This window comes from Spirochaetales bacterium (assembly GCA_016930085.1).
Classification (GTDB): domain Bacteria; phylum Spirochaetota; class Spirochaetia; order SZUA-6; family JAFGRV01; genus JAFGHO01.
Genome location: JAFGHO010000016.1, coordinates 14,153 through 35,147, shown reverse-complemented (window position 1 = coordinate 35,147; position 20,995 = coordinate 14,153). Strand labels below are relative to the sequence as shown.

19 protein-coding genes are annotated in these 20,995 nt (G+C 50.5%); 18 read left to right on the top strand and 1 reads right to left on the bottom strand.

Annotated features, from left to right (window positions below):
* The first annotated feature begins 103 nt into the window (after nt 1–103).
* From JW881_02640 to JW881_02615, 6 genes are all read left to right on the top strand, one after another.
* On the top strand, nt 104–2,635 hold the full coding sequence (locus JW881_02640) for a PAS domain S-box protein (GenBank protein ID MBN1696389.1): 2,532 nt from the start codon (nt 104–106) through the stop codon (nt 2,633–2,635).
* A gap of 123 nt (nt 2,636–2,758) precedes the next feature.
* A complete protein-coding gene (locus JW881_02635) occupies nt 2,759–3,796 on the top strand; it encodes a GSCFA domain-containing protein (protein ID MBN1696388.1) in 1,038 nt (345 codons plus the stop codon).
* Nucleotides 3,793–5,643 carry a beta-lactamase family protein gene (locus JW881_02630; protein MBN1696387.1) on the top strand — a complete coding sequence of 617 codons (1,851 nt, stop codon included), beginning with the start codon at nt 3,793–3,795 and terminating at the stop codon, nt 5,641–5,643. The genes JW881_02635 and JW881_02630 overlap by 4 nt, the downstream gene beginning before the upstream one ends.
* Before the next feature lie 29 nt (nt 5,644–5,672).
* On the top strand, nt 5,673–6,326 hold the full coding sequence (locus JW881_02625; protein MBN1696386.1) for a hypothetical protein: 654 nt from the start codon (nt 5,673–5,675) through the stop codon (nt 6,324–6,326).
* 19 nt (nt 6,327–6,345) lie between these two features.
* Nucleotides 6,346–7,260, top strand: coding sequence for a hypothetical protein (locus JW881_02620; protein MBN1696385.1), 915 nt, complete (start codon nt 6,346–6,348; stop codon nt 7,258–7,260).
* On the top strand, nt 7,260–8,414 hold the full coding sequence (locus JW881_02615) for a DUF362 domain-containing protein (GenBank protein ID MBN1696384.1): 1,155 nt from the start codon (nt 7,260–7,262) through the stop codon (nt 8,412–8,414). Before JW881_02620 ends, JW881_02615 begins: the two co-directional genes overlap by 1 nt.
* Nucleotides 8,415–8,594: 180 nt before the next feature.
* Here JW881_02615 and JW881_02610 read toward each other — a convergent pair whose 3' ends face one another.
* Nucleotides 8,595–9,230 carry a hypothetical protein gene (locus tag JW881_02610; protein MBN1696383.1) on the bottom strand — a complete coding sequence of 212 codons (636 nt, stop codon included), beginning with the start codon at nt 9,228–9,230 and terminating at the stop codon, nt 8,595–8,597.
* Between the two features lie 230 nt (nt 9,231–9,460).
* Between JW881_02610 and JW881_02605 the strand changes: the two genes are divergently transcribed.
* The 12 genes from JW881_02605 to JW881_02550 all read left to right on the top strand — a co-directional run bounded on the left by JW881_02605 (nt 9,461) and on the right by JW881_02550 (nt 20,922).
* Nucleotides 9,461–9,808 (top strand): hypothetical protein, encoded by a 348-nt coding sequence (locus JW881_02605; GenBank protein MBN1696382.1) that lies wholly within the window; start codon nt 9,461–9,463, stop codon nt 9,806–9,808.
* Between the two features lie 7 nt (nt 9,809–9,815).
* Nucleotides 9,816–10,883, top strand: a complete 1,068-nt coding sequence (locus tag JW881_02600; GenBank protein MBN1696381.1) for a V-type ATPase subunit — start codon at nt 9,816–9,818, stop codon at nt 10,881–10,883.
* Complete coding sequence (locus JW881_02595; GenBank protein MBN1696380.1) at nt 10,880–12,916, top strand: ATPase V; 2,037 nt, start codon at nt 10,880–10,882, stop codon at nt 12,914–12,916. Before JW881_02600 ends, JW881_02595 begins: the two co-directional genes overlap by 4 nt.
* Nucleotides 12,917–12,947: 31 nt before the next feature.
* Nucleotides 12,948–13,292 (top strand): ATPase, encoded by a 345-nt coding sequence (locus JW881_02590; GenBank protein ID MBN1696379.1) that lies wholly within the window; start codon nt 12,948–12,950, stop codon nt 13,290–13,292.
* Nucleotides 13,293–13,305: 13 nt separating this feature from the next.
* Entirely contained in the window at nt 13,306–13,611 is a 306-nt protein-coding gene (locus JW881_02585) for a V-type ATP synthase subunit F (protein ID MBN1696378.1), read from the top strand.
* A 12-nt stretch (nt 13,612–13,623) separates the two neighbouring features.
* Nucleotides 13,624–14,268, top strand: a complete 645-nt coding sequence (locus tag JW881_02580; GenBank protein MBN1696377.1) for a hypothetical protein — start codon at nt 13,624–13,626, stop codon at nt 14,266–14,268.
* A 111-nt stretch (nt 14,269–14,379) separates the two neighbouring features.
* Nucleotides 14,380–16,152 (top strand): V-type ATP synthase subunit A, encoded by a 1,773-nt coding sequence (locus JW881_02575; protein MBN1696376.1) that lies wholly within the window; start codon nt 14,380–14,382, stop codon nt 16,150–16,152.
* Nucleotides 16,145–17,557, top strand: a complete 1,413-nt coding sequence (locus JW881_02570; GenBank protein MBN1696375.1) for a V-type ATP synthase subunit B — start codon at nt 16,145–16,147, stop codon at nt 17,555–17,557. Before JW881_02575 ends, JW881_02570 begins: the two co-directional genes overlap by 8 nt.
* Before the next feature lie 15 nt (nt 17,558–17,572).
* Nucleotides 17,573–18,214 (top strand): V-type ATP synthase subunit D, encoded by a 642-nt coding sequence (locus JW881_02565; GenBank protein ID MBN1696374.1) that lies wholly within the window; start codon nt 17,573–17,575, stop codon nt 18,212–18,214.
* A 93-nt stretch (nt 18,215–18,307) separates the two neighbouring features.
* Nucleotides 18,308–18,796: a universal stress protein gene (locus JW881_02560; protein MBN1696373.1), complete on the top strand. Its 489-nt coding sequence runs from the start codon at nt 18,308–18,310 to the stop codon at nt 18,794–18,796.
* Between the two features lie 164 nt (nt 18,797–18,960).
* Complete coding sequence (locus JW881_02555; GenBank protein MBN1696372.1) at nt 18,961–19,410, top strand: PTS sugar transporter subunit IIA; 450 nt, start codon at nt 18,961–18,963, stop codon at nt 19,408–19,410.
* Nucleotides 19,411–19,650: 240 nt separating this feature from the next.
* Nucleotides 19,651–20,922, top strand: a complete 1,272-nt coding sequence (locus JW881_02550; GenBank protein ID MBN1696371.1) for a hypothetical protein — start codon at nt 19,651–19,653, stop codon at nt 20,920–20,922.
* The last annotated feature ends 73 nt before the right edge of the window (nt 20,923–20,995 follow it).

Genomic DNA, 20,995 nt, shown 5'->3' with positions numbered 1-20,995 from the left:
CGGCAACCATTGATGAAGCGGTAACTTTTTCGATGAAGCATACCTCATTTTTATTCCGCATTGCTTTTGATACGAGGTGGAAGGCAATGAATGGTGAATGAGTATGGAATTGATCTGTCGGATTTTCGAAACAAACGCACATGAACCGGATGACAGGCGGAAGCGGAAAATTCTTTCCATACTTCTTGCCGGAACAGCCGGATGCTGCATTCTGTTCCTTGGTTTTTTAGTACTTGTTCATTTTTTTTTCCCGATACTGTTTTCGGCAGAGGAACTCGTTCGTCTCGGAATTATCGTGGCCGTTGCGTTCATCCTCTGTGCGGCCTGTTTTCTGCTCAACCGTTATGTCTCCGGCATCGCCTCCGGTGTCATTTTCACCTTTTGTCTGACCGTTCTTATTGCGCTTTCGGACGCCCCGATCCAGCTCGCAAGCGGCAGGAGTCTCCTCCTTTTCTCCCTTCCCATTATCATAGCGAGTGTGATTATCAGACCGTATGCGGCCTATATTGTCGCCTTTGTATCGGGCTTGATTATCTCGGTATTCGCGGTCGGGCTGGGCCGGTTTCCCAATATTCCCTCGATCGTCTTTTTCTTTCTGATCGCCTTTATCTGCTGGATCTCGATGCGAAGTTTCGACATGATGGTGGGTGAACTCAAAGATTCGACCGAATCCGCGGAAAAGGCGTTGACTCTTCAGCGGCAAACCCTGAAGGAACTCGAAACCAGCGAGGAAAGGTATTCCTTGTTTGTCGAAAATTTCAAGGGGATCACCTACCGCGGAGAAATCGATTTCACTCCGGTCTTTTTTCACGGGGCCGTGGAGGAAATAACGGGGTATACGGAAGATGATTTTATATCGGGGAAGGTGAGGTGGGACGAACTAATCCAGAAAGACGATCTGAGAAGGGTGTATCACACGATAAAGGCTGTCGCCGAAATACCGAACTATTCATGTGACAGGGAGTACCGGATCATCCGAAAGGACGGAAAAACGAGGTGGATTCATGAATATATACAGAATACAAGCGATGCGAACGGAACGCCTCATTCGGTCCTCGGTCTCGTGTACGACATATCGGAACAGAAGAGAATCGACGTCGCGCTCGAAGAAAGCAGAAAACGCTTCGAGGCTGTTTTTAACAGCACGCTGGATGCGATCTTTCTCGTCGACGATCATGCCCGGCATATCGAAGTCAATCCCGCCGCATGCGAATTGACCGGGTATTCGAAACAAGAACTGCTTTCCATGACGGTGTGGGATACATTAATGGGCGGTACAAAAAATGAAGCATCGGAAAACGAGTGGGGGAGGTTTCACCGGATGGGGAGTATTCGCGGGGAGCGAATCCTCATCAGGAAGGACGGGACGACCGCCGAGTTTGAGTTCAACGCGACATCGAACATACTGCCGGGGGTGCATTGCGCCGTTCTCAGGGATATACGAAAACGTAAAAAACTCGAAGAGCAGTTGAACCACTCCGTCAAAATGGAAGCCCTTGGCAGACTGGCGGGCGGTATCGCCCATGATTTCAACAACCTTCTCACCACGATATTCGGGTATTGCGACATTGCCAAAATACAATTTCACCTGCCGAAAAATGTGCTTGAAATATTCGAGGAAATCAGGAACTCGGCGGCAATGGCGGCAACCCTGACAAAGCAGTTGCTCGCTTTCAGCAGAAAACAGATTATGATGATGCAGGTGTTCGATCTGAATGAACTGATCCGTAATATAAATACAATGCTGGGCCGTATCATCGGAGAAGATATCGAGCTTGGAATTATCACCGCTAAAGAAGATTTGTTTCTGAGGGCCGATGTGTCCCAGATCGAACAGATTGTGATGAATCTAGCGGTTAACTCGCGGGATGCCATGCCGCACGGGGGGAAACTGATCATCGAAACAGGCGCCGTTCACCTCGATGAATCGTATACGGAACTGCACGCCGATGTGAAACCCGGGGAATATGTGGTGATCACCGTGACGGATACCGGGTGCGGAATGGATGGTGAAACCATAAAGAATATCTTCGAACCATTTTTTACCACCAAGGACAGGGAAAAGGGGACGGGACTCGGACTCGCGACGGTTTTCGGTATTGTCAGACAAAGCGGTGGCCACATTAATGTCTACAGTGAGGTCGGCCACGGTACCACGTTCAAGATTTTTTTCCCGCGGCAGCATGGAAGTGAGCGAACGGATATACAAAAGGAAACTACAGGACACGATACGGCGGGCGGTTTTGAAACATTGCTTCTTGTCGAAGACGATGAAAGCCTCAGAAAAGTGATGCGGCGGACACTTTCCGGTTTCGGTTATACGGTTATCGATACACACTCCGGACAGGAGGCTCTTTCGATCATCGCCGAAAGACAGCTTCACGTCGTGAATATGCTTATTACCGATGTGATTCTTCCGGAGATGAATGTTACGTCCCTCACCGAAAGAATCTCCGCCATATTCCCTGAAATAAAGATACTCTATATTTCGGGATACACGGAACACACGATCATCGATCACGGTATCAGGTCCGGGGGCGTCGATTTTTTGCAAAAACCCTTTTCACCTGAAATGCTCGCGAAGAAAGTCCGGGAAATACTCGATCGCTCACCCGGGGACAACGCCACGGGTTAAACGTACAATGTGAATTTAATAAAAAAACCGGCCGGTAATATCGCATGTCGGAATATTTTCCCGTTCACGTCCGGCAGCCTCATAAACGGCGCTCCCTTGACAGAGTAATCGGCTTGTGGGACAATGGATCGACATCTTGATATCGGGGGGCTTATGAATCCTGTTACCCGGGAATTCCTGAAAAAAAGTATAACACCCGTCGCTGTCGCAAAACCGCCGTTTGCCATAAAACCGGAACAGGGAATATTCTTTATCGGTTCATGTTTTTCGGAATATCTTTCGGACTATCTCGTAAAACATGCCCTCCGCTGTTGTACGTCACCGTTCGGCAATATCTACAATCCCCTTTCGATCGCCTCCGGACTCGAGATGCTTTGTCGCCGTCATGTTATCGGTGACGATGAGATTTTCGAACACCATGGGCTTTTCCGCCATTTCGCCTTTCACACGAAGGTGTGCATGCCGGATAAACAACTTTTTCTTGAAACGATAAACGGGCGTCTAGAGGAAGCCCGGGCGTTTCTTGAAAACGCGGGTGTTATTGTCCTCACCCTCGGTACCGCGTATACCTATATCAACCGGGAGACAGGCCGCGTGGTGAACAACTGCCATAAACTGTCCCCGGCCTTATTTGAACGGAAACGCTTAGACACCACGGAGATTACCTCTCGCCTCGGTGAAGCATTGAAGACGCTCAAAAAGGCGCATCCGCACCTCATCGTCATTCTTACGTTGAGTCCCGTGCGGCATCTTCGGGACAGGGCGGAAGAAAATTCCTTGAGCAAGGCGGTTCTTCGCTGCTCAATAGGGAAGCTGGCCGAATTCCCCGATTCGTGGTATTTCCCTTCGTATGAAATCCTGCTTGATGAACTGAGGGATTACCGTTATTATGCGGATGATCTTTGTCATCCGTCAAGCAGTGCGGCGGATTATATCATGAGCAGATTCTGCGAATCCTGTTTTTCGGAGGAGGCGCGAGCTTTTATGGAAGAAATGGAAAAAATAAAGAAAGCCTTCAATCACCGGCCCCTTCACGGTGAAACCGATGAATACAGACTATTTATGGAAAAACAGATTTCGAGGCTCGCCGGATTGCAGAAACGCTACCCGATGCTTCCCGTCGCACAAACAGTGGAAAAGCGGAAAGAGAGCGGTGCATGATTAAAAAAGGGATGCTTTACGGATTGCTTTTTGTTTCGCTATCTGTTATCCCGTGCTGTTCGTCTGCGCCTAAAAAGCCCGAGACGATTATAAGGGGGGATTATACCTTTGCCGTGAAATACCTCGACTGGATTGTCGCTGAAACCATGAAAAAGGACAGGATTACGGGCGCGGTTGTGGCCGTCGTCGATGCGAAGGAGATCATTTGCACGCGGGCATACGGGTATGCCGATAAGGAAGAACGTATTCCCATGAAATCGGAGACATTTTTCAGGGTCGGTTCAATCTCGAAAAGCTTTACCGCCCTCGGCATCATGAAACTCGCATGCCGGGGGGAAATCGATCTCGATAAACCGGTAAGCGGTTATATCCCCGGGTTTGACATAAAAAGCCATTTCTCACAGACACCGCAGATGACCACACGCCATCTCCTTTCTCATAAAGGAGGAATGATCAGGGATTATTATTACGGAATCATGGGCGGCCATATTACCGGTAACGAGGAACTTCTTTCCGCCCTCGCTGATGAATATTTCTGTTTTCCTCCGGGTGAGGCATTCAAGTATTCGAATATCGGGTATACGCTTCTGGGTATGATCATCGAAGGGGCGAGCGGTTCGACGTACGAACAGTACATGAAAGAGGAAATTCTCGAACCTTTGGGAATGGCGGAAAGTTCATTTTCTCTTTCCGGATATATCGAGCCCCGTCTGGCAAAGGGGTATGTCCGGGAATCCCTTGTTCTAATCCCGAAGCTGGGAGAAACACCGAAAATGGTGCAAGCCCCGGAGCTTGAGTTACGGGATAAGCCTGCGGGCGGGCTTTATTCGAATCTTCCCGAACTTATCCGTTTCCTTCAATACCTTTTATCGGACAAAGATGCCTCTCCGACCGGTATTGTCTCTGAAAACGTCTTTGCCGGTATGCTCGAATTGAGTTTCCCGGAAGCGGAGGATTATTCGCTGCTTTATATGGATTATGGTCTGGGCTTTATGACCCGGTTTTTTGCCTATCGTGATATTGCCGATATTGCCGGGCATAACGGGTGGATAAACGGATTTTCAACGCTTTTCGTTTTTTCACCGCAATCCGATATGGCCATGATTATTCTCACCAACGCGGATACCGGAAACAAGGCGTGTAGTGAGATAGTCTCTTCTTCGTTCGGCAATTTTATCGAGGCAAAGACCGGGGAAGCGGTATTGCCCCTCGATGAGGGAAAAGAAGCAGGGAGGCGGTGGAAGCCTTCAACCGAAGAACTCTCCGTTTTTGAGGGAAAATATGCCATGATCGGTGTGTCGATCGATGTTTATCGCAGGGGGCGGGATCTTTTTTGCAAAACATCGATCATGGATACGGAGTTCCTTCTCGTCCCTGTTGAACCGGGGTTATTCAAACCGGTATTTTCTTTTCTCTTTCTTCATTTCGATATTGCGGGATTCGCGGGCTATCATACCGTCTATTTCAGGTTTACGGTCAATTCGAAAGGGACGGCTTACCTTTTTATCGAGGCGTCCGTGGCGCAGCAGGTGACCCATCTTTCGCTCGTCGGACTGAAGCATGACAAAATTCCCGGGGTATTCGAACGACGCTGCGGAATATATGAAATCGTCAGTTCGGAAGAGACTCGCGAAGTCCTCGATATGTATCTGCCGACAAAGGAATACGAACTCGTCATCGACAATGGCTGGCTGACCGTTAAAAGCCGCAATCTGAGTCCTGAAATCAGTCTCATTCTCTTGCCTGTTTCGGAAAATGAGGCTATCATTCCCGGATCGGGTGAAACCGTTCATTTCGGGGAATCGCATTTTACCTTTTCCGGGTTTGAAGCGCGAAAGAGGAAATGAGGATGCCGATAAGGGGAGAGAACGTGAGAATGAGAAGAAGAAAAATCGGTATATTGTTTCTTTTACCGTCAGTAGCGGTGATTATCGCAGCCGGCTTCGGAACGGGAAGCTGCATCAGGCAGGGATCGATCGATCCCGATGCGGGCGAAGAGACCGCATGTAACGATCTTTCAGGCGGAGACGCTTCGGGCGGAGAGTCCGCGGGGGGGGCGGCCTTAGAGCCGATCGAAGGATTTCTCGTCTATGATAATCCGGCATATCACTTCCGCGTACAATATCCCGCCGAATGGACAAAAGATGAAGGAACAAACAGGGTGAGCTTTATCATGCCCCCCCGGGAACCGGAACAGGAATTAGCGGAGTGCTTCAATATCCTTTTCGATACCATGACCGGGGAGAGGATGAGTCTCTCCCAATATGCGTCCATCATTATCGGGGGACTGGAAAAACAGACACCCGATTTTTCGTTGATTGAATCGAACGATACCACCCTCGGCGGCCATCCCGCTTTCAGAATAACGTATACCGGTCGAGCCGATGAGATCGAGGTGCAATACGCCGCCTTTTTCCTCATCCGTTGTGGGTTACTCTATGTGGTGAATTGTGCGACATTACCGGGGCGGCTGGAGGAATACGGTGAGACCCTTCACCTGATACTCTCATCCTTTCAGTTTTTATCGTGATCCGGTAACGGCGGCAGGTATGTACGCGATTTTGCTCGGTATTCTTTCATTCTCCCTCAAAAACATCGGATATGTTTTTCAAAAAAAGGGCGTCAACCGGGTTGCCGTAAAACGCCTGTCAAGCGGGATATCCCGGGGTATCGCCGATTATCTTTCGACCGGTATATGGGTGACCGGCATTATCCTGCCGTTTTTCGGGGGTGTGTTGCTCGCGGTTGCTTACGGTCTGGGTCCGGTCAGCATGATTATGCCGTTTACCGCAACGGGATTCGTTGTACTAGTCCTTTTTTTCAGGTTCTATCTCGGCGAAAAGGTCACCCGGATCGAGTGGACCGCGATCGCCCTTATTTTATCCGGAACGGTAATGATTACCCTCTTCGCTGGCCGTGTCAGGGAGATGCACGTTACTCCGGAAGCCCTCATCGGGAAGATGACGGAAACCGGCGCGCTTCTTTTTCTCGCCATTCCGAACATCATCTGTCTTCCGTGTTCGCTTGTTTCGCACCGCCGTTCCCATCGCTATGGCGGAACAATCTATGCGCTTTCGGCGGGGATAGCCGGGGGAACAAGCCTTATATTTCAGAAGCCCTTTGCCGCCGGTATTCTCAAACGATGCGGCGGGTCAGAGATTCCCGTCATTCCCATTGTCGTATGCGGCCTTATGTTCATTCTCCTCTCGATACTCGCCGTGATTATTCTTAACGTCGCCTATAAATACGGGAGGGGAATACACATCGCCCCGATTTATACCGTTTTCCAGATATTGTTGCCGACAGGAGGCGGTATTGTTATATTTGAGGAATGGCATGAACTGTCAATGACGGAAATCCTCATTCAGGCGGGCGGGATTCTCCTTATCCTGGCGGCCGCCGGGATACTGTCGGGATTTAATGAAAAAAGAATAGAAAAAATAGGGGAAGGAGGAAAACAATAATGAATATATCCCGGTCGATTGTCTCACTTATCAGGTGTTCTTCATATGAAAAGGAAAGAGTCGATGCCGCGATTAAAAAGGGGGTGGACCTGCTCGGCGGTCCCGCCTCTTTTTTCAAAACAGGTGAAATGATTCTTGTCAAACCCAATGTCCTTTTCGGTGAGAACCCAAAAAAGTGCGTCTCTACACACCCGGCCGTTTTCGATGCGACATGCAGAATGCTGCTTGATGCGGGGGGCCGGCTTTCCTACGGGGATTCTTCGGGATTCGGGAGTTTTAAGACAAATATGAAAGGGGCGGGCCTTTTTCAGGTCGCGGAGGACCTCGGTATTCCTATGGCTGATTTCACGCACGGGAAGGAGGTCGTCTTCAGTGATTCGCCCTTTACCAGAAAGTTTACGATTGCCGAAGGGGCGCTTGCCTGCGACAGTATCGTAAGCCTTGCGAAACTGAAAACCCATGGGCTACTCCGGATCACCGGGGCGGTTAAAAATCAGTTTGGATGTATTCCCGGATTACTCAAGCCGCAGTTCCATGTCAAACTCAGTAAACCATACGATTTTGCCAGAATGCTTGTGTCATTGAACCTTCTTCTGAAACCGAAACTTTATATTATGGACGGGATCATGGCCATGGAAGGAAACGGACCGCGGGGAGGGGATCCCGTCCCCATGAATGTGCTTCTTTTTTCCGCCGACCCGGTCGCACTCGACGCTGTGGCGTGCAGGCTGATCGATCTCGATCCCGAATATGTCCCGACCAATACGATCGGGCGTGAATACGGTCTCGGCACATGGAAAGCGGATGAGATCGAAATCAAGGGGGATATTCCGGAAAAACTCAAAAACAGGGCTTTCCGTGTCACGAGGAAACCGATAAAAGATGTGAAGACAGTCAATCTTCCACCGTTCTTCCGCAACGCGTTTACCGCTCGACCCGTTATCGATGCGGAGCGGTGTACGAGGTGCGGCACATGTGTTTCGCTCTGTCCCGTGAAACCAAAGGCATTGAAATTTCCCGCCGGGAATAACGGTTCACCCCCCGCCTATGATTATGAACAATGTATCCGGTGTTACTGCTGTCAGGAAATCTGTCCGGAAAAGGCGATTTATATAAAGCGCCCGCTCCTTTCAGGCGTTTTCGGCTGGGGGTAGGGAGGCTTGCCTTGCACCGGTACGCTGTGTGACGCTGTGTTTTCGATGCCCTTTTCCGTTTAACCCGGTGCGCCGCGTCATCGGTTTTATCGGCTCGATGCGGAGTATGCCGCGATGCGGAGTATGCCGCGATGCGGAGTATGCCGCGATGCGGGGTATGCCGCGATATTTATTTAACGGTTATCGGCCGAGGATTTTCTTCTCGAGTGCGATTCGTTTCAATTCTCCCTCGAACAGCATTTTGTCCTTCTTCTCCGAATCGATCTCTTTTTCGGCATTCGCCACATCTTTCGATTCTTTTTTGAGACGCTTGTTCGCCCGTGCGAGAAGCAATTCACTCGGGAAGACCGGCAGTTTTGTCGTACTCCCGTCCTCAGTCGCTTTCTCCGGGTCCTGCACCCGATCGATCGACATACCGGAAATATCGAGTTTTTCATTGTCACTCAGTTTACTCTGTTCTGCTTTGAGTACGAGATTCTGGGCCGCCACCATTTCTTCGTATTCCTTTTTATAGGTTTGTTCGAGGTCTTTCATCTCCTTTTCCGAATACTTCATCTCTGAAGCGATTTTCTTCTCGAGGTCGCCAATCATTGCTGCCAACAATTCCCTGTTTTTCCTGATGACGGGAAGATGCCGTTCGATATCTTTTTTGTATTTGCTTCTTTTTTGTCTGTTTTTCGATTTTTGAAGAAGATCCGAAAGCCGCTTGATCACGCGTATCTCGCGCGTCAATTCCTTTCTAAGCGTATTTTTTCGAATAATGTCCGTTTTTATTTTTCTTTCGACACCCGTATGTGCCGTTATTGTCGATTTCATGTCATAACCTCCTTTGATTATCTGTCGAATATACTGCTATTCATCCTCCTGCCTGTCAAAACGTCAAAGCGGAATGTCCTTTTTTATATGGCGGATTGAGTGGTTTTGTCAAGTGATAACGGGAATTATTCCGGTTGGGGTTTTCCAAACGATACTTCCCTGTCTTGACTGATATCGCCGATTACGGTAGAGTAGTCGATGAGGGAGAAAAGAACGGGAGAATATAAAGTATGCAGGAAATAGTCGATGAAGTACTCAAGGCGGAAGAGGAAGCGGAAGCGGTTGTCAAGGATGCCAGGCAGAAGGCTATGGAAATGAAGACAAACGCGGAAAACCGGGTAAGCGATAAGATGAAAAAGGCCAAAGAAGATGCCCAGATCTCCATTCAGAACGCGGTCAAAACGGCGAAAGATCAGGCCCGGGCCGCCCATGAAAAAGCGATAAAAGAAGCTGAAGAAGCCAATAACGAATTTTATAAAAAGAATGAAAAAAAAATCAGACTCGTTATTGATGAAGTAGCCCGACTCATTCTTATCCCTGAATATGACAGGGATTACCCTGAATATGACAGGGAATAAACGATCTATGGCAGGTCCGTTAAAAAAGTACGGTTTTATTCACGCAAAATTAAGGACGCGCATCAGCAAATTGCTGACCGACGAGTTTATCGGACAGCTCATACGCGCGCATTCACTTGCGGAAGCGGTCCAGCTGTTCAAAAATAATGCATACTCCTTTATCGAGGAAGTGTATACCAGAACAGGTGATCTCAAACTGGTTGAGCTCGAGCTTTTCAAACAGGAGATTAACCTCTACGTTGAAATTGAAAAACATATCGGGGACGAGGTCCTCTTTTTTGTCCGGGCACTAGCCTCGCGGTATGAGGTCGATAACCTCAAAAATATTCTGAGACTCTGGTTCGATAAAGCGGTTCGAAAACGGGATATTACCTCATCGATCATATATGTGTACCGTGAAAAAATACATGTCGACCTCAATTCCGATGCGGTAATCAGAGCGAACGGCTTCAGCGACATTATCGCGATTCTCAAAAATACACCGTACGCAAAGGTCCTCGAGGAGGCTGAAAAAGAGGTCGAACAGAAAAACAGTATTTTCCCGGCGGAAATTTCTTTAGATCACTACTTTTACAGAAACTTGATTGGGGCCGTAGGAGTACTCGAGGGACGCGACGCCGATATTGCCGGACGTCTTATCGGAATAGAGATCGATATGCAGAATATCGACTGGATTGTCAGATTTAAAACCGCCTATAACCTTCCGCTGGAAGACGCCCTGCGTTATGCCGTGCCGCGGGGGTATACGATCGATAAAAAGGCGATGCAATCCATTTATGAGTCGCAAAATATCATGGATGTTCTTTCGACATTCGTCCGTAAACGGTACAGCGGGATCGAGGCGATGATGGGCGCCCAGACTCAGGAATCTTCTTCCCGCCTCATTCTCATCGAACGAATTCTCGAACAGATTACCATGCAGGAGGTTCAAAAGGTTTTACTCGGTTACCCCTTTACAATCGGGATTATTCTCGTGTACTTTATACTGAAACGAAGCGAGATCAGGCGCCTCATGACGATCCTGAATGCCAAGTTTTATTCTATTCCGGAGGACAAAATCAAGAGCCGGTTATGATATTTACCACGCGTATGAAACATGTGATTGCCGTCGTACTCGATCGCGATGCCGACAAAGTGACGCGGGAACTTCTCAAGGCGGGCCTGCTGCATTTTGTGGATGTGAAGGAGATCAGGAGTGACTGGAACAATAAAATCGATACGGTGGTGCCCGATGTTTCCCGGGTACGAATAGGGGAGATCAAAAAACGGATTGAAAATTTTTTGACCACGGTCAATGAAAGTCCCCCTGCACGGGAAAAGCTCGATATTTCGGCCCTCAAACCCGCGAACCTTGATGAATCGGATAAAATTCTCGATAAAATTTCGGACAAACTTCAGGGGATCCGTGACCGCCAGCAGAATATCCAGCAGGAAATTCTCAAATTGGAGGATATCCGGCGGCAGGTCGATCTTTTCGGGGATGTCAGCGCCGGGATTCGGGCGCATACGAAGTACTCGTTTCTCACCATTCAGACGGGGACAATCCCCTCTTCCAGGCTGGACGATCTCTCGGCGGCATTGAAGGAGGTTCCCTCCGTGATTCTCCATTTTAACGAGGAAAACGGCCGGACCAATCTTCTCCTTATTACAATGAAACGGGACGACTCACGTATCGACAACATCCTCGATCAATACGGATGGATCGATACCGAACTGAAAGAAGAGATGCATGGTGTCAAGGACGATGTTATTCATGATCTCGAAACAAAAATAGCTGGTTTCGAGGCGGAACAAAAGGCCCTCAGGGAAGAATCGACAGAAATGATTCGTGAAAATCTTGGTGTTCTCAAGGAGATGTGGTCCAACCTGATGCTGAATGAACTTTATTTCAGGATACAGGCGTATTTCAGCAAAACGGCGCGAACGGTTCTCTTTTCCGGATGGCTTCCCGCTTCAAAACAAAAGGCATTCGAAGAGGAAATCAGGGGCGTGACCGGGGACAGGTGCTACATGCAATGGAGTGATCCCGTCGAGATCGAACGATTGGAGAAAAAGGAACCTTCGATTCCCGTGGAAATGAAAACCCCGTCGTTTCTCGCGCCCTTTAAAATGATCGTCAAAAATTACGCAACCCCGGAATACGGGACGATCGATCCCACTCCTTTTGTCGCCGTCGCTTATATGTGTATGTTCGGTCTCATGTTCGCCGATGTCGGCCAGGGTGTCATCATCGCCCTCTTCGGCATTTTTGGGGCCATTTTTTACCGGGGGCCTCATGACGATGTCAAAAACCTGCTCAAGCTTATCGCCTGGTGCGGGGGTGCGGCCATTGTGACGGGGTTTCTCTTCAACTCGTACTTCGGCATGCAATTGTTCAGGCCGCTATGGTTCGATTACCATGGAATTGTCATGGGGCACGATCCGGCGAAAGGACTCATTCATTCGATCTTCGATATTCTCGCCATCACGATTTATTTCGGCGTCGCCGTCATCACGGTGGGACTGCTGATCAACTGGATCAATCTCGCAGCAAAACGAAAGTGGTTCAGGCTGATTCTCGACAAGACGGGGATTGTCGGCGGCCTGATGTATTTTGCCGGCATCTATGTGACGAAATTCCTGCTCGAGCACAGCTTCAAGGAGGCGCCCTCCCCCTGGATTCTTTTTTTCGGTATGGGACTTCCCGCGGTCCTTTTTCTCTTGAAACCGCCGATCGAGTTTGTCAGGCACCGTAAGCATGACCCGTCGAAGAAGTTCGGCCCCTTTATGATTTTCGATTTTTTCATCGAGTGGTTCGTGGAAATGCTCGAAATATTCAGCAGCTACCTGTCCAATACCCTCTCCTTTCTGCGGGTGGCGGGATTCGGGATCGCCCATGTGAGTCTGATGGGCGCTTTTATTCAGATGGCGGAAGGGGCCGCGGGCGGGCCGGGCAACTATTCGGTATTGTCGATTATCATTCTTGTTATCGGAAATATCATGGTGATCGGGCTGGAGGGCCTCGTGGCCGGGATACAGTCGCTGCGTCTCAATTACTATGAGTTTTTTACCAAATATTTTACCGGTAAAGGAACAATGTATTCACCGGTTTCACTTCGAAGCCGTTAACTACTTTGTGGAGGAAAAAATGGAGAAAAGGATGTTAAAGAAAAAGATAGCGTGGAGTCAAATAATTCTTTTGATCGTTATTGTCATGACCTTCTTCGGGAGCCTCACGGGCGCCTTTGCGCAGGGAACGGAAAGCGCGGCCGGGACGGGAGTAACGTCGAATTCCATGCCGTTCGCCCTCATCGCCGCGGCGGTCGCTTTCGGCTTCGGTGCTATCGGGGCGGGTATCGCTATCGCCAATATCGGTGCGGCCGCCATGGGCGCGATCGGTGAGCGGCCCGAAATTGCCATGCAGGCATTACTCTTTATCGCGCTTGCCGACGGTATCGTCGTATTCGGGTTTATTACCGCGCTTATGATCCTGAACAAGGTATAGGCAAAGGGCGTGCATGAAGTACTTTGTTATCGGTGACGAGGATACGGTCCTGGGCTTCGGGATGGTCGGCGTCAGGGGAGCGGTGGTGACGAATGGGAGGGAGGCGGAAGATGCCTTCAATGAGGCGCTAAAGGAAACGGACGTTGGTATTGTCATCATAACCGAACGCATCGCGGAGTTGATCAGGCCCCTTGTCGACCGCTATCTTTTCACTGAAAAGTTCCCTCTCATCGTTGAAATACAGGACAGAAAAGGGCCGGTCGCGGGAAAGCCCGGAATTCGAGAGATGGTGAACATGGCAATCGGTATCAAGCTGTAAGAGAAGGCGGTTATGGAAAAAATCGAAGAGGACAGAGGAAAAAATAAACTCATTCAGGGGATCCGGGAAGACGCCATAAAAGAAGCCGATAAAATTCTTTCGGATGCACGGGCTTACGTCAAGGAGCGCCTTGCCGCCGCGGAAGCCAAGGCGTCGCAGATAATGGATGAGGCCCAAAAAAAGGGGGACGAACAGGCGGCTTTGGTGAAGAGAAATATGGAAGCCGCGATTGCCGTTGAAAAACGGCGGATCGAACTCCGGGTAAGGGAAGATATCATTTCACGGGCGATCGACGAAGTGAAAAAAGCCCTTTATGCGATGATCGGCGGCCCCGGTTACCGGGATGTCCTTATCGGCTGGATCACGGAAGCGGCGATCGGTCTGAATACATCATCTGCCCGCGTGAATACCTCATCACGGGAGAAGGAAACGCTCGACGAGAAGCTCCTCCGTGATGCCGAGGCCGAAATTAAAAAAATAACCGGCAGGAACGTTGCGCTTTCGATGTCGAAAGAGGAACCGGCCCTTGCACAGGGCGTCGTCCTTGTCGCCGAAGACGGTAAAACCGCGTTCAACAACCAGGTTCCCACCCGTCTTCTCCGCTACGGGCCGGAAATAAGAAGGAAAATACATGAAGCATTTTCAGGGGAAGTATAATACGATGAAAGACGATGTAATCCGCGGCAACCGCGCCGTGGCCGGGAGACCGGCCTGTTTTCGACGGGAATCGAAAGCCGGGTATTCATTCAGGGACGGGGGGCGAGTGTCATGAACGAACGTATTGTCGGCCGGGTTAAAAGGGTCAATGGTCCGGTCATCGTGGCCGGGGGGGTTACGGACGCACAGATGCTCGAACTCGTGCGGGTCGGCGAAGTACGGCTCGTCGGTGAGATCGTGAAGCTCGAAGGGGATAACGCCGTTGTCCAGGTTTACGAAGATACGACCGGAATCGCGCCGGGAGATAATATTTACGGATCGGGGATGCCCCTATCCGTGGAATTGGGTCCGGGACTCATCGGTACCATCTATGACGGCATACAGCGGCCCCTGGAAAAGATCAGGGAACTGACCGAGCGCTTCATCGAACGGGGGGTACGGCTGCCGTCCCTCGATAGAAAAAAGAAGTGGCGTTTTATTCCCCACCGAATAGAAACGGGGACACGGCTTTCAGGTGGGGCTGTCATCGGGACGGTCCAGGAGACCGTCACGATAACACAGAAGATCCTCGTTCCGCCCGATTCCGGGGGAACGCTTGTTTCGCTTGCGCCGGAAGGCGAGTACACGGTGGAAGAACCAATCGGCCTCATCGAAACCACCCATGGGAAGACACAGCTTTTTCTCATGCACCGGTGGCCTATCAGAAAGCAGCGGCCGGTTGAGATGAGACTGGCATCGGAGATTCCACTGATTACCGGACAGCGGATCATCGATACCCTTTTCCCCGTCGTGAAGGGGGGGACGGTGGCGATTCCCGGCGGTTTCGGAACAGGGAAAACCATGACGCAGCACGCGATCGCAAAGTGGTGCAATGCGGAAGTGATCGTCTATATCGGGTGCGGTGAACGAGGGAACGAGATGACGGATGTCCTTACCGAATTTCCCCGGCTGATCGATCCGAAAACCGGTGAAAGCATCATGAGCCGGACCATTTTGATCGCGAACACCTCAAACATGCCGGTTTCGGCGCGGGAGGCGAGTATCTATACCGGCGTCACCCTTGCCGAATATTTTCGCGACCAGGGTTACCATGTAGCGGTCATGGCCGATTCGACGTCCCGCTGGGCGGAGGCGCTGCGGGAGCTTTCGGGGCGGATGGAGGAAATGCCGGCGGAAGAAGGTTTTCCCGCCTATCTGCCGACGCGTATAGCCGAGTTTTACGAACGCGCCGGGTACATGGAAACCCTCAGCGGTGAACAGGGTTCGGTCTCCCTCATCGGCGCGGTATCCCCGCCCGGCGGTGATTTTTCAGAACCCGTGACCCAGCACACGAAACGCTTTGTCCGGTGTTTCTGGGCACTCGACCGCCAGCTGGCAAATGCGCGGCATTACCCCGCGATTTCGTGGCTCGACAGTTACAGCGAATACCTGAAAGAAGCGGCCGTATGGTGGGAGCAGGAAGTCGGGACCAGCTGGTGGGAAGACAGGACGGAAATGATGGAACTCCTCCAGAAAGAGGTCCGGCTGCAGCAGGTGGTCAAGCTTGTCGGTCCGGACGCGCTTCCCGACAGCCAGCGCTTTATTCTCGAAGTCTGTAATCTTTTCAAGATCGCTTTTCTCCAGCAGAACGCGTTCGACGATATCGACCGGTATTCGGTACCGCTCAAACAGATGAAAATGCTTCATATCATCGTTACATTTTACAGGAGGGGTGCCGATGCCATCAGGCGGGGAGTCACACTCGTGAAACTCAAACGGATGAAGGTGCTTCAGGATATCATTAAAATGAAACTTACCATTGCGAATGAAGAGCTTTCCTCATTCGATAAACTCACCTCCCGTCTGGAGCGATCCCTCGATCAACTGGAGTCGATTTATGCGTGAACCCTCAAAACTGCATGAAACAGAAAAAAAACTCCTCGCGGGCAGGGAATACATCGGTGTCGACAGGATAGACGGTCCCCTGCTTTTTGTCAAAAACACCCATCCCGTCGGATACCGGGAACTTGTCGAATGTATCGATTCGGACGGCAACATGCGCTACGGACTGGTCCTTGACACGGCGGACGATGTGGTGGTGGTCCAGGTATTCGAAGGGACCGCCGGTCTTACCATGCCGAGCACGCGGATACGCTTCAGGGGCCGGCCGCTTTCGATCGGTGTGACGAAAAAGATGCTGGGACGTGTGTTCAACGGACTCGGCAGACCGATCGACGGCGGGCCGGAACCGGTCAGCGATACGGAACTCGATGTGAACGGCAAGCCGATCAATCCGACCTCCCGTGAATATCCCCGCGATTACATTCAGACGGGAATTTCCGCCATTGACGGGATGAACACACTTATCCGCGGCCAGAAGCTCCCCATTTTTTCCGGCAACGGGCTTCCCCACAATGAACTCGGCGCCCAGATCGCACGGCAGGCAAAAATAAAAAGCGGCCTGACGGAGTTCGCCGTTATCTTTGCCGCCATGGGAGTAAAACACGATGTCGCCCGGTTTTTTACTCGTTCATTTGAAGAAAGCGGGGTTCTTCCGAATGTCGCGCTTTTCCTTTCACTTGCCGACGATCCTTCAATCGAACGGTTGATAACGCCGCGGACCGCGCTTACTCTTGCCGAACACCTCGCTTTTAACGAAGACATGCATGTACTGGTCATTCTGACCGATATATCGAACTATTGCGAATCGTTGCGGGAAATTTCCACGATCCGGGGAGAAATACCTTCAAGAAAGGGATATCCCGGGTACCTCTATTCCGATCTCGCGGAAATTTATGAACGATCCGGTATGCTGACCGGCTACAAGGGCTCGATTACGCAGCTTCCCATTCTCACCATGCCGAATGACGATATTTCTCATCCCATTCCGGATCTTTCGGGATATATTACCGAGGGCCAGATCGTTTTTGAACGTGAAATGTATGCGCGGAATATCTATCCGCCGGTCGCGGGGCTTCCTTCGCTTTCAAGGCTCATGAAAGACGGAATCGGGGAGGGAATGACACGGTCGGATCATCCCCATCTGGCAAGCCAGCTTTTTGCCGCCTACAGTTATGTCAAGGATGTGCGGAATCTGGCTTCGGTTATCGGAGAAGAAGAACTGACGCCGCTCGACCATCAGTATCTCGAGTTCGGTGACGCTTTCGAACGCCGGTTTATTTCACAAACCATGAATGAAGACAGACCGATCGAACAAACCCTCGATCTTGGGTGGGAAGTGCTTCGCAAGCTGCCGGCGGAGGAACTGCACAGGGTGACGGAAGAAGAACTGGAGAAATATTACGGGTAACGAAAGAGAACGCATATGCAGAATATCGCGCCGACAAAGACAAATCTCATAAAGCTCAAACATGAACTCAAGTTCGCCCAACTCGGTTACGAGTTGCTCGATCAGAAGCGTAATATTTTAGTAATCGAACTTCTCAACCTCGTGGATCAGGCGGTCGATTTTCAGGAAAGGGTCGAGAAAGCCCTTCAGCACGCATACAGAACCCTCGAAGAGGCCGTACTCAATATGGGAAAACTGAAAGTTTTCAATCTTTCGAGCGCGGTGAATGTCGAGACGACTATTATTATTCGGGAACGGCGAATTATGGGGGTACCCCTTCCGGTCGTCGAAACCTCTTTCAAAGAGTACGCCCCTTTTTACAGTCCCGCGGGAACGAGTTTCTGGATAGACAGTTCGCTTTCCGAATTCAAGGAGGCCCTCAAAGTCATGGGGCGTCTTGCGGAACTGAAAATATCGATTATCCGGCTCGCCAATGAGGTACGAAAGACCATTCGCAAGGTGAATGCACTCGAGAAAATCGCCATTCCGGACCTCAGGGAGAGTGTGTCTTATATACAAAATCGGCTTGAAGAAAATGAACGCGATATGTTCGTGCTTATGAAAATGGTAAAAAGGCGGTTGGAAGAAAAAAAGGATCGGGAAAACAGTAACGGATAATTCGAATATTTGGAGAGGTACCGCCGGAACATGCAATCGCCGGTATCAACGGGATGTTCGGCATCGGAATACATCGCTTGAGAGGAGAAGCATATGGACGGACCTGTAAAAAGAATCCTTGTGTATATTGACGGGACAGAACAAACAATTACTGCCGCGCAATATGCCATCTGTCTTTGCAGGGCGACCGGGGCGCAATTGTTTGCACTCTATGTCGTCAATACAAGGGCATTGAGCGATCTGGTAAAATCACGGATATTTTTGAGTGAAGAACAGGACGAATACCGAAGGGATATCGAGGCCGATGCTGAAAAATACCTCACGCATGTCAGAAATCTTGCGCGCCGGAAAGGACTTGTCATCGAGACATTGAATGTCAGCGGGACGGTTCATCAGGAAATCAAGAATAAAATCGCCGAACTCGATATAGATCTTCTCGTATTGGGCGAGCTGTCGCGCATCAGAAGCAGACGGGACGAATTGTACAATGAATCGGAACGGGCCATGCGCAATGTTCCCTGTTCGGTTCTCATCGTCAAGGATGAAGATCGCGTATGGGAAATCTTTGACAAGCTGGTATGACGGATACTTGACATTGAAACGATTGTTTGTAATCTTATAGCGTGTGAGTTTTTATCGTCTCGGGTTTCGGGAAAATAAATCGGTGAGTATACAGCGCTTTCCGCTCCGGGTTTCAATCGAAAGAGGACGGGGTGGTGTTATGCGTTCAAGGAAGGAATAAGGTCATGGCATTAGTCGACTTGATAACCGAAGATGTGGTAAAAGTTCCTCTTGTTTCGGAAAACAAGCATGATATTATCAGGGAACTTATCAAAATTCTGGTTGATGCGGGCAGGATCAACGATGGAGATGCCGCCTATAATGCGATCATCAGGCGGGAGGAACAGGGAAGCACGGGGCTCGAAAAAGGAATCGCCGTACCCCACGCCAAGTGCGGGGAGGTTTCGACCCTTACAATGGCGATCGGGATCAAGCCTTCCGGTGTGGATTTTGAAGCAATCGACGAAAAGCCGTCGTATCTTTTTTTTATGCTGCTCGCCCCCCCGGATCAATCGGGCCCGCACATCGAAGCGCTGGCGGAAATAGCCCGTATGGCCCGCTCCGACGCATTTTGTTCGACCTTGATCGCATCAAGATCGGCAAAGGAAGTCGTTGATTTATTCAAGGAAGAATAATATAGTAGATAACGACCTTCCGCCTGCGTGTTTCATTTATTAAAGAAACGTCCGGATTTGGTTCCGCCTTTACGTTCATATCAATGTATAATTTGACCGCTGTTCTCCGTGTTTTTACGGTTACTTCACGGCCGAATGTATTTATTCTGATAAAAAAGTGAGTAGTTCTTTCCTCCTCCGCATTATGTATGTTGTCGCGCATGCAATATGCGGACTCATAATGTCGATGGAGGAAAGAGAATGGAAAAATCTTCAAAAATGTATGCGTATTTTTTATGGAGTGCGTTACTCCTTGCGGTTTTATTGACGGGATGTCCCGAGATTAAAAACATGAGGCCGGAGGCCGCGGCCGAAGCTTCTCCTCAAACGGGTCAGGCGGGACAATATATTTCACTCTCAGCAGCCGGCAGCCGCGACCCGGACGGTGAAATTACCGGCTACCGGTGGTCGTTTCAGGAAACACCCTCAAACTCGGCGCTCGGCGATAACGATATCGCGGGCAGGAATACAGTGAACGCGGGTTTCACGGCGGATGCCGCCGGTTTGTTTGTCGTTCTGCTCGAAGTAACCGATGAGGGCGGGGCCTCGGATACTCAAGTATTGTCCGTCACGATTACGGGCGGCGATCCCACATTGCCCCCGCTTCAGACAGCCACTCCGGTATCGACATCCGTACCGACGGCGACCCCGTCATCCACCGCCGTTTCGACGGCCACGCCGTTACCGGTATCGACGCCGGTTCCGACGGCTCTCCCGACCGCGACACCCGTATCGGCTCCGGCCTCACCGTCGAACCTCTCCGTCACCGCCAACAGCCCGACCTCGATCCGCCTCAACTGGACCGACAATTCGTCGAATGAAACCGCGTTCGAGATCCAGCGGGAAGATCCCCGGATTTCGGGATCGTGGGTGACGGTAACCCAAACGGCGGCGAATTCGACCTATTTCTCACACAATTCCCTGAGTGAAACATGGCCGGGCTACAGGATTCGCGCGATCAATGACTCGGGTGCTTCCGCATGGACGCAGGTCGCCTGCGCCCCGCCGAAACTCCGCATCGTCAATGACCTTTACAACGCCACGGGGGCTTCGGGAGACTGGGGACGCCTCAATAATATCGTCCGGGTAAGGATCGCTTCGACCGAATCACAGGTGCTGAACGATTCATCGAACGCCTGCGAACGGCTTTGCTCCTATGATTCGGTTTCCGATATATCGTATGCGGACTGGATTCCGCCTTCCTATACTTCAGCATCATCGTATGAAGATTTTTCCGTCAATACGTTCACGGGAATCGGAACGTCTTACTGGGTGTTTATCCAATGCGGATGGTGGGAATACGACGCCGCGCTGACATACAGCTGGATAAAGCGGGTTTCGAATGTTCTCTGCGCGAACGGCTCGTGCTGTTGTTACAAGTGGGTGACCGTAAGCTGCACGCATTACGCGGGGTATCTCGTGATCGATGCGAGTTCGTTCCTTCCGCATGGAAGCTGGAACGGAAGCCTGTAGCGGGAGGAAATACGACAATAGTCGAACGACTATTGTCGTTCGACATTGTCGTCCGACATTGTCGTCCTTCTCC

Bases quoted from the DNA above. Each gene is read 5' to 3' on its own strand.
- JW881_02640 (MBN1696389.1), top strand. From the start codon at position 104: ATGGAATTGATCTGTCGGATTTTCGAAACAAACGCACATGAACCGGAT.
- JW881_02635 (MBN1696388.1), top strand. From the start codon at position 2,759: ATGGATCGACATCTTGATATCGGGGGGCTTATGAATCCTGTTACCCGG.
- JW881_02630 (MBN1696387.1), top strand. From the start codon at position 3,793: ATGATTAAAAAAGGGATGCTTTACGGATTGCTTTTTGTTTCGCTATCT.
- JW881_02625 (MBN1696386.1), top strand. From the start codon at position 5,673: ATGAGAAGAAGAAAAATCGGTATATTGTTTCTTTTACCGTCAGTAGCG.
- JW881_02620 (MBN1696385.1), top strand. From the start codon at position 6,346: ATGTACGCGATTTTGCTCGGTATTCTTTCATTCTCCCTCAAAAACATC.
- JW881_02615 (MBN1696384.1), top strand. From the start codon at position 7,260: ATGAATATATCCCGGTCGATTGTCTCACTTATCAGGTGTTCTTCATAT.
- JW881_02610 (MBN1696383.1), bottom strand. From the start codon at position 9,230: ATGAAATCGACAATAACGGCACATACGGGTGTCGAAAGAAAAATAAAA.
- JW881_02605 (MBN1696382.1), top strand. From the start codon at position 9,461: ATGCAGGAAATAGTCGATGAAGTACTCAAGGCGGAAGAGGAAGCGGAA.
- JW881_02600 (MBN1696381.1), top strand. From the start codon at position 9,816: ATGGCAGGTCCGTTAAAAAAGTACGGTTTTATTCACGCAAAATTAAGG.
- JW881_02595 (MBN1696380.1), top strand. From the start codon at position 10,880: ATGATATTTACCACGCGTATGAAACATGTGATTGCCGTCGTACTCGAT.
- JW881_02590 (MBN1696379.1), top strand. From the start codon at position 12,948: ATGTTAAAGAAAAAGATAGCGTGGAGTCAAATAATTCTTTTGATCGTT.
- JW881_02585 (MBN1696378.1), top strand. From the start codon at position 13,306: ATGAAGTACTTTGTTATCGGTGACGAGGATACGGTCCTGGGCTTCGGG.
- JW881_02580 (MBN1696377.1), top strand. From the start codon at position 13,624: ATGGAAAAAATCGAAGAGGACAGAGGAAAAAATAAACTCATTCAGGGG.
- JW881_02575 (MBN1696376.1), top strand. From the start codon at position 14,380: ATGAACGAACGTATTGTCGGCCGGGTTAAAAGGGTCAATGGTCCGGTC.
- JW881_02570 (MBN1696375.1), top strand. From the start codon at position 16,145: ATGCGTGAACCCTCAAAACTGCATGAAACAGAAAAAAAACTCCTCGCG.
- JW881_02565 (MBN1696374.1), top strand. From the start codon at position 17,573: ATGCAGAATATCGCGCCGACAAAGACAAATCTCATAAAGCTCAAACAT.
- JW881_02560 (MBN1696373.1), top strand. From the start codon at position 18,308: ATGGACGGACCTGTAAAAAGAATCCTTGTGTATATTGACGGGACAGAA.
- JW881_02555 (MBN1696372.1), top strand. From the start codon at position 18,961: ATGGCATTAGTCGACTTGATAACCGAAGATGTGGTAAAAGTTCCTCTT.
- JW881_02550 (MBN1696371.1), top strand. From the start codon at position 19,651: ATGGAAAAATCTTCAAAAATGTATGCGTATTTTTTATGGAGTGCGTTA.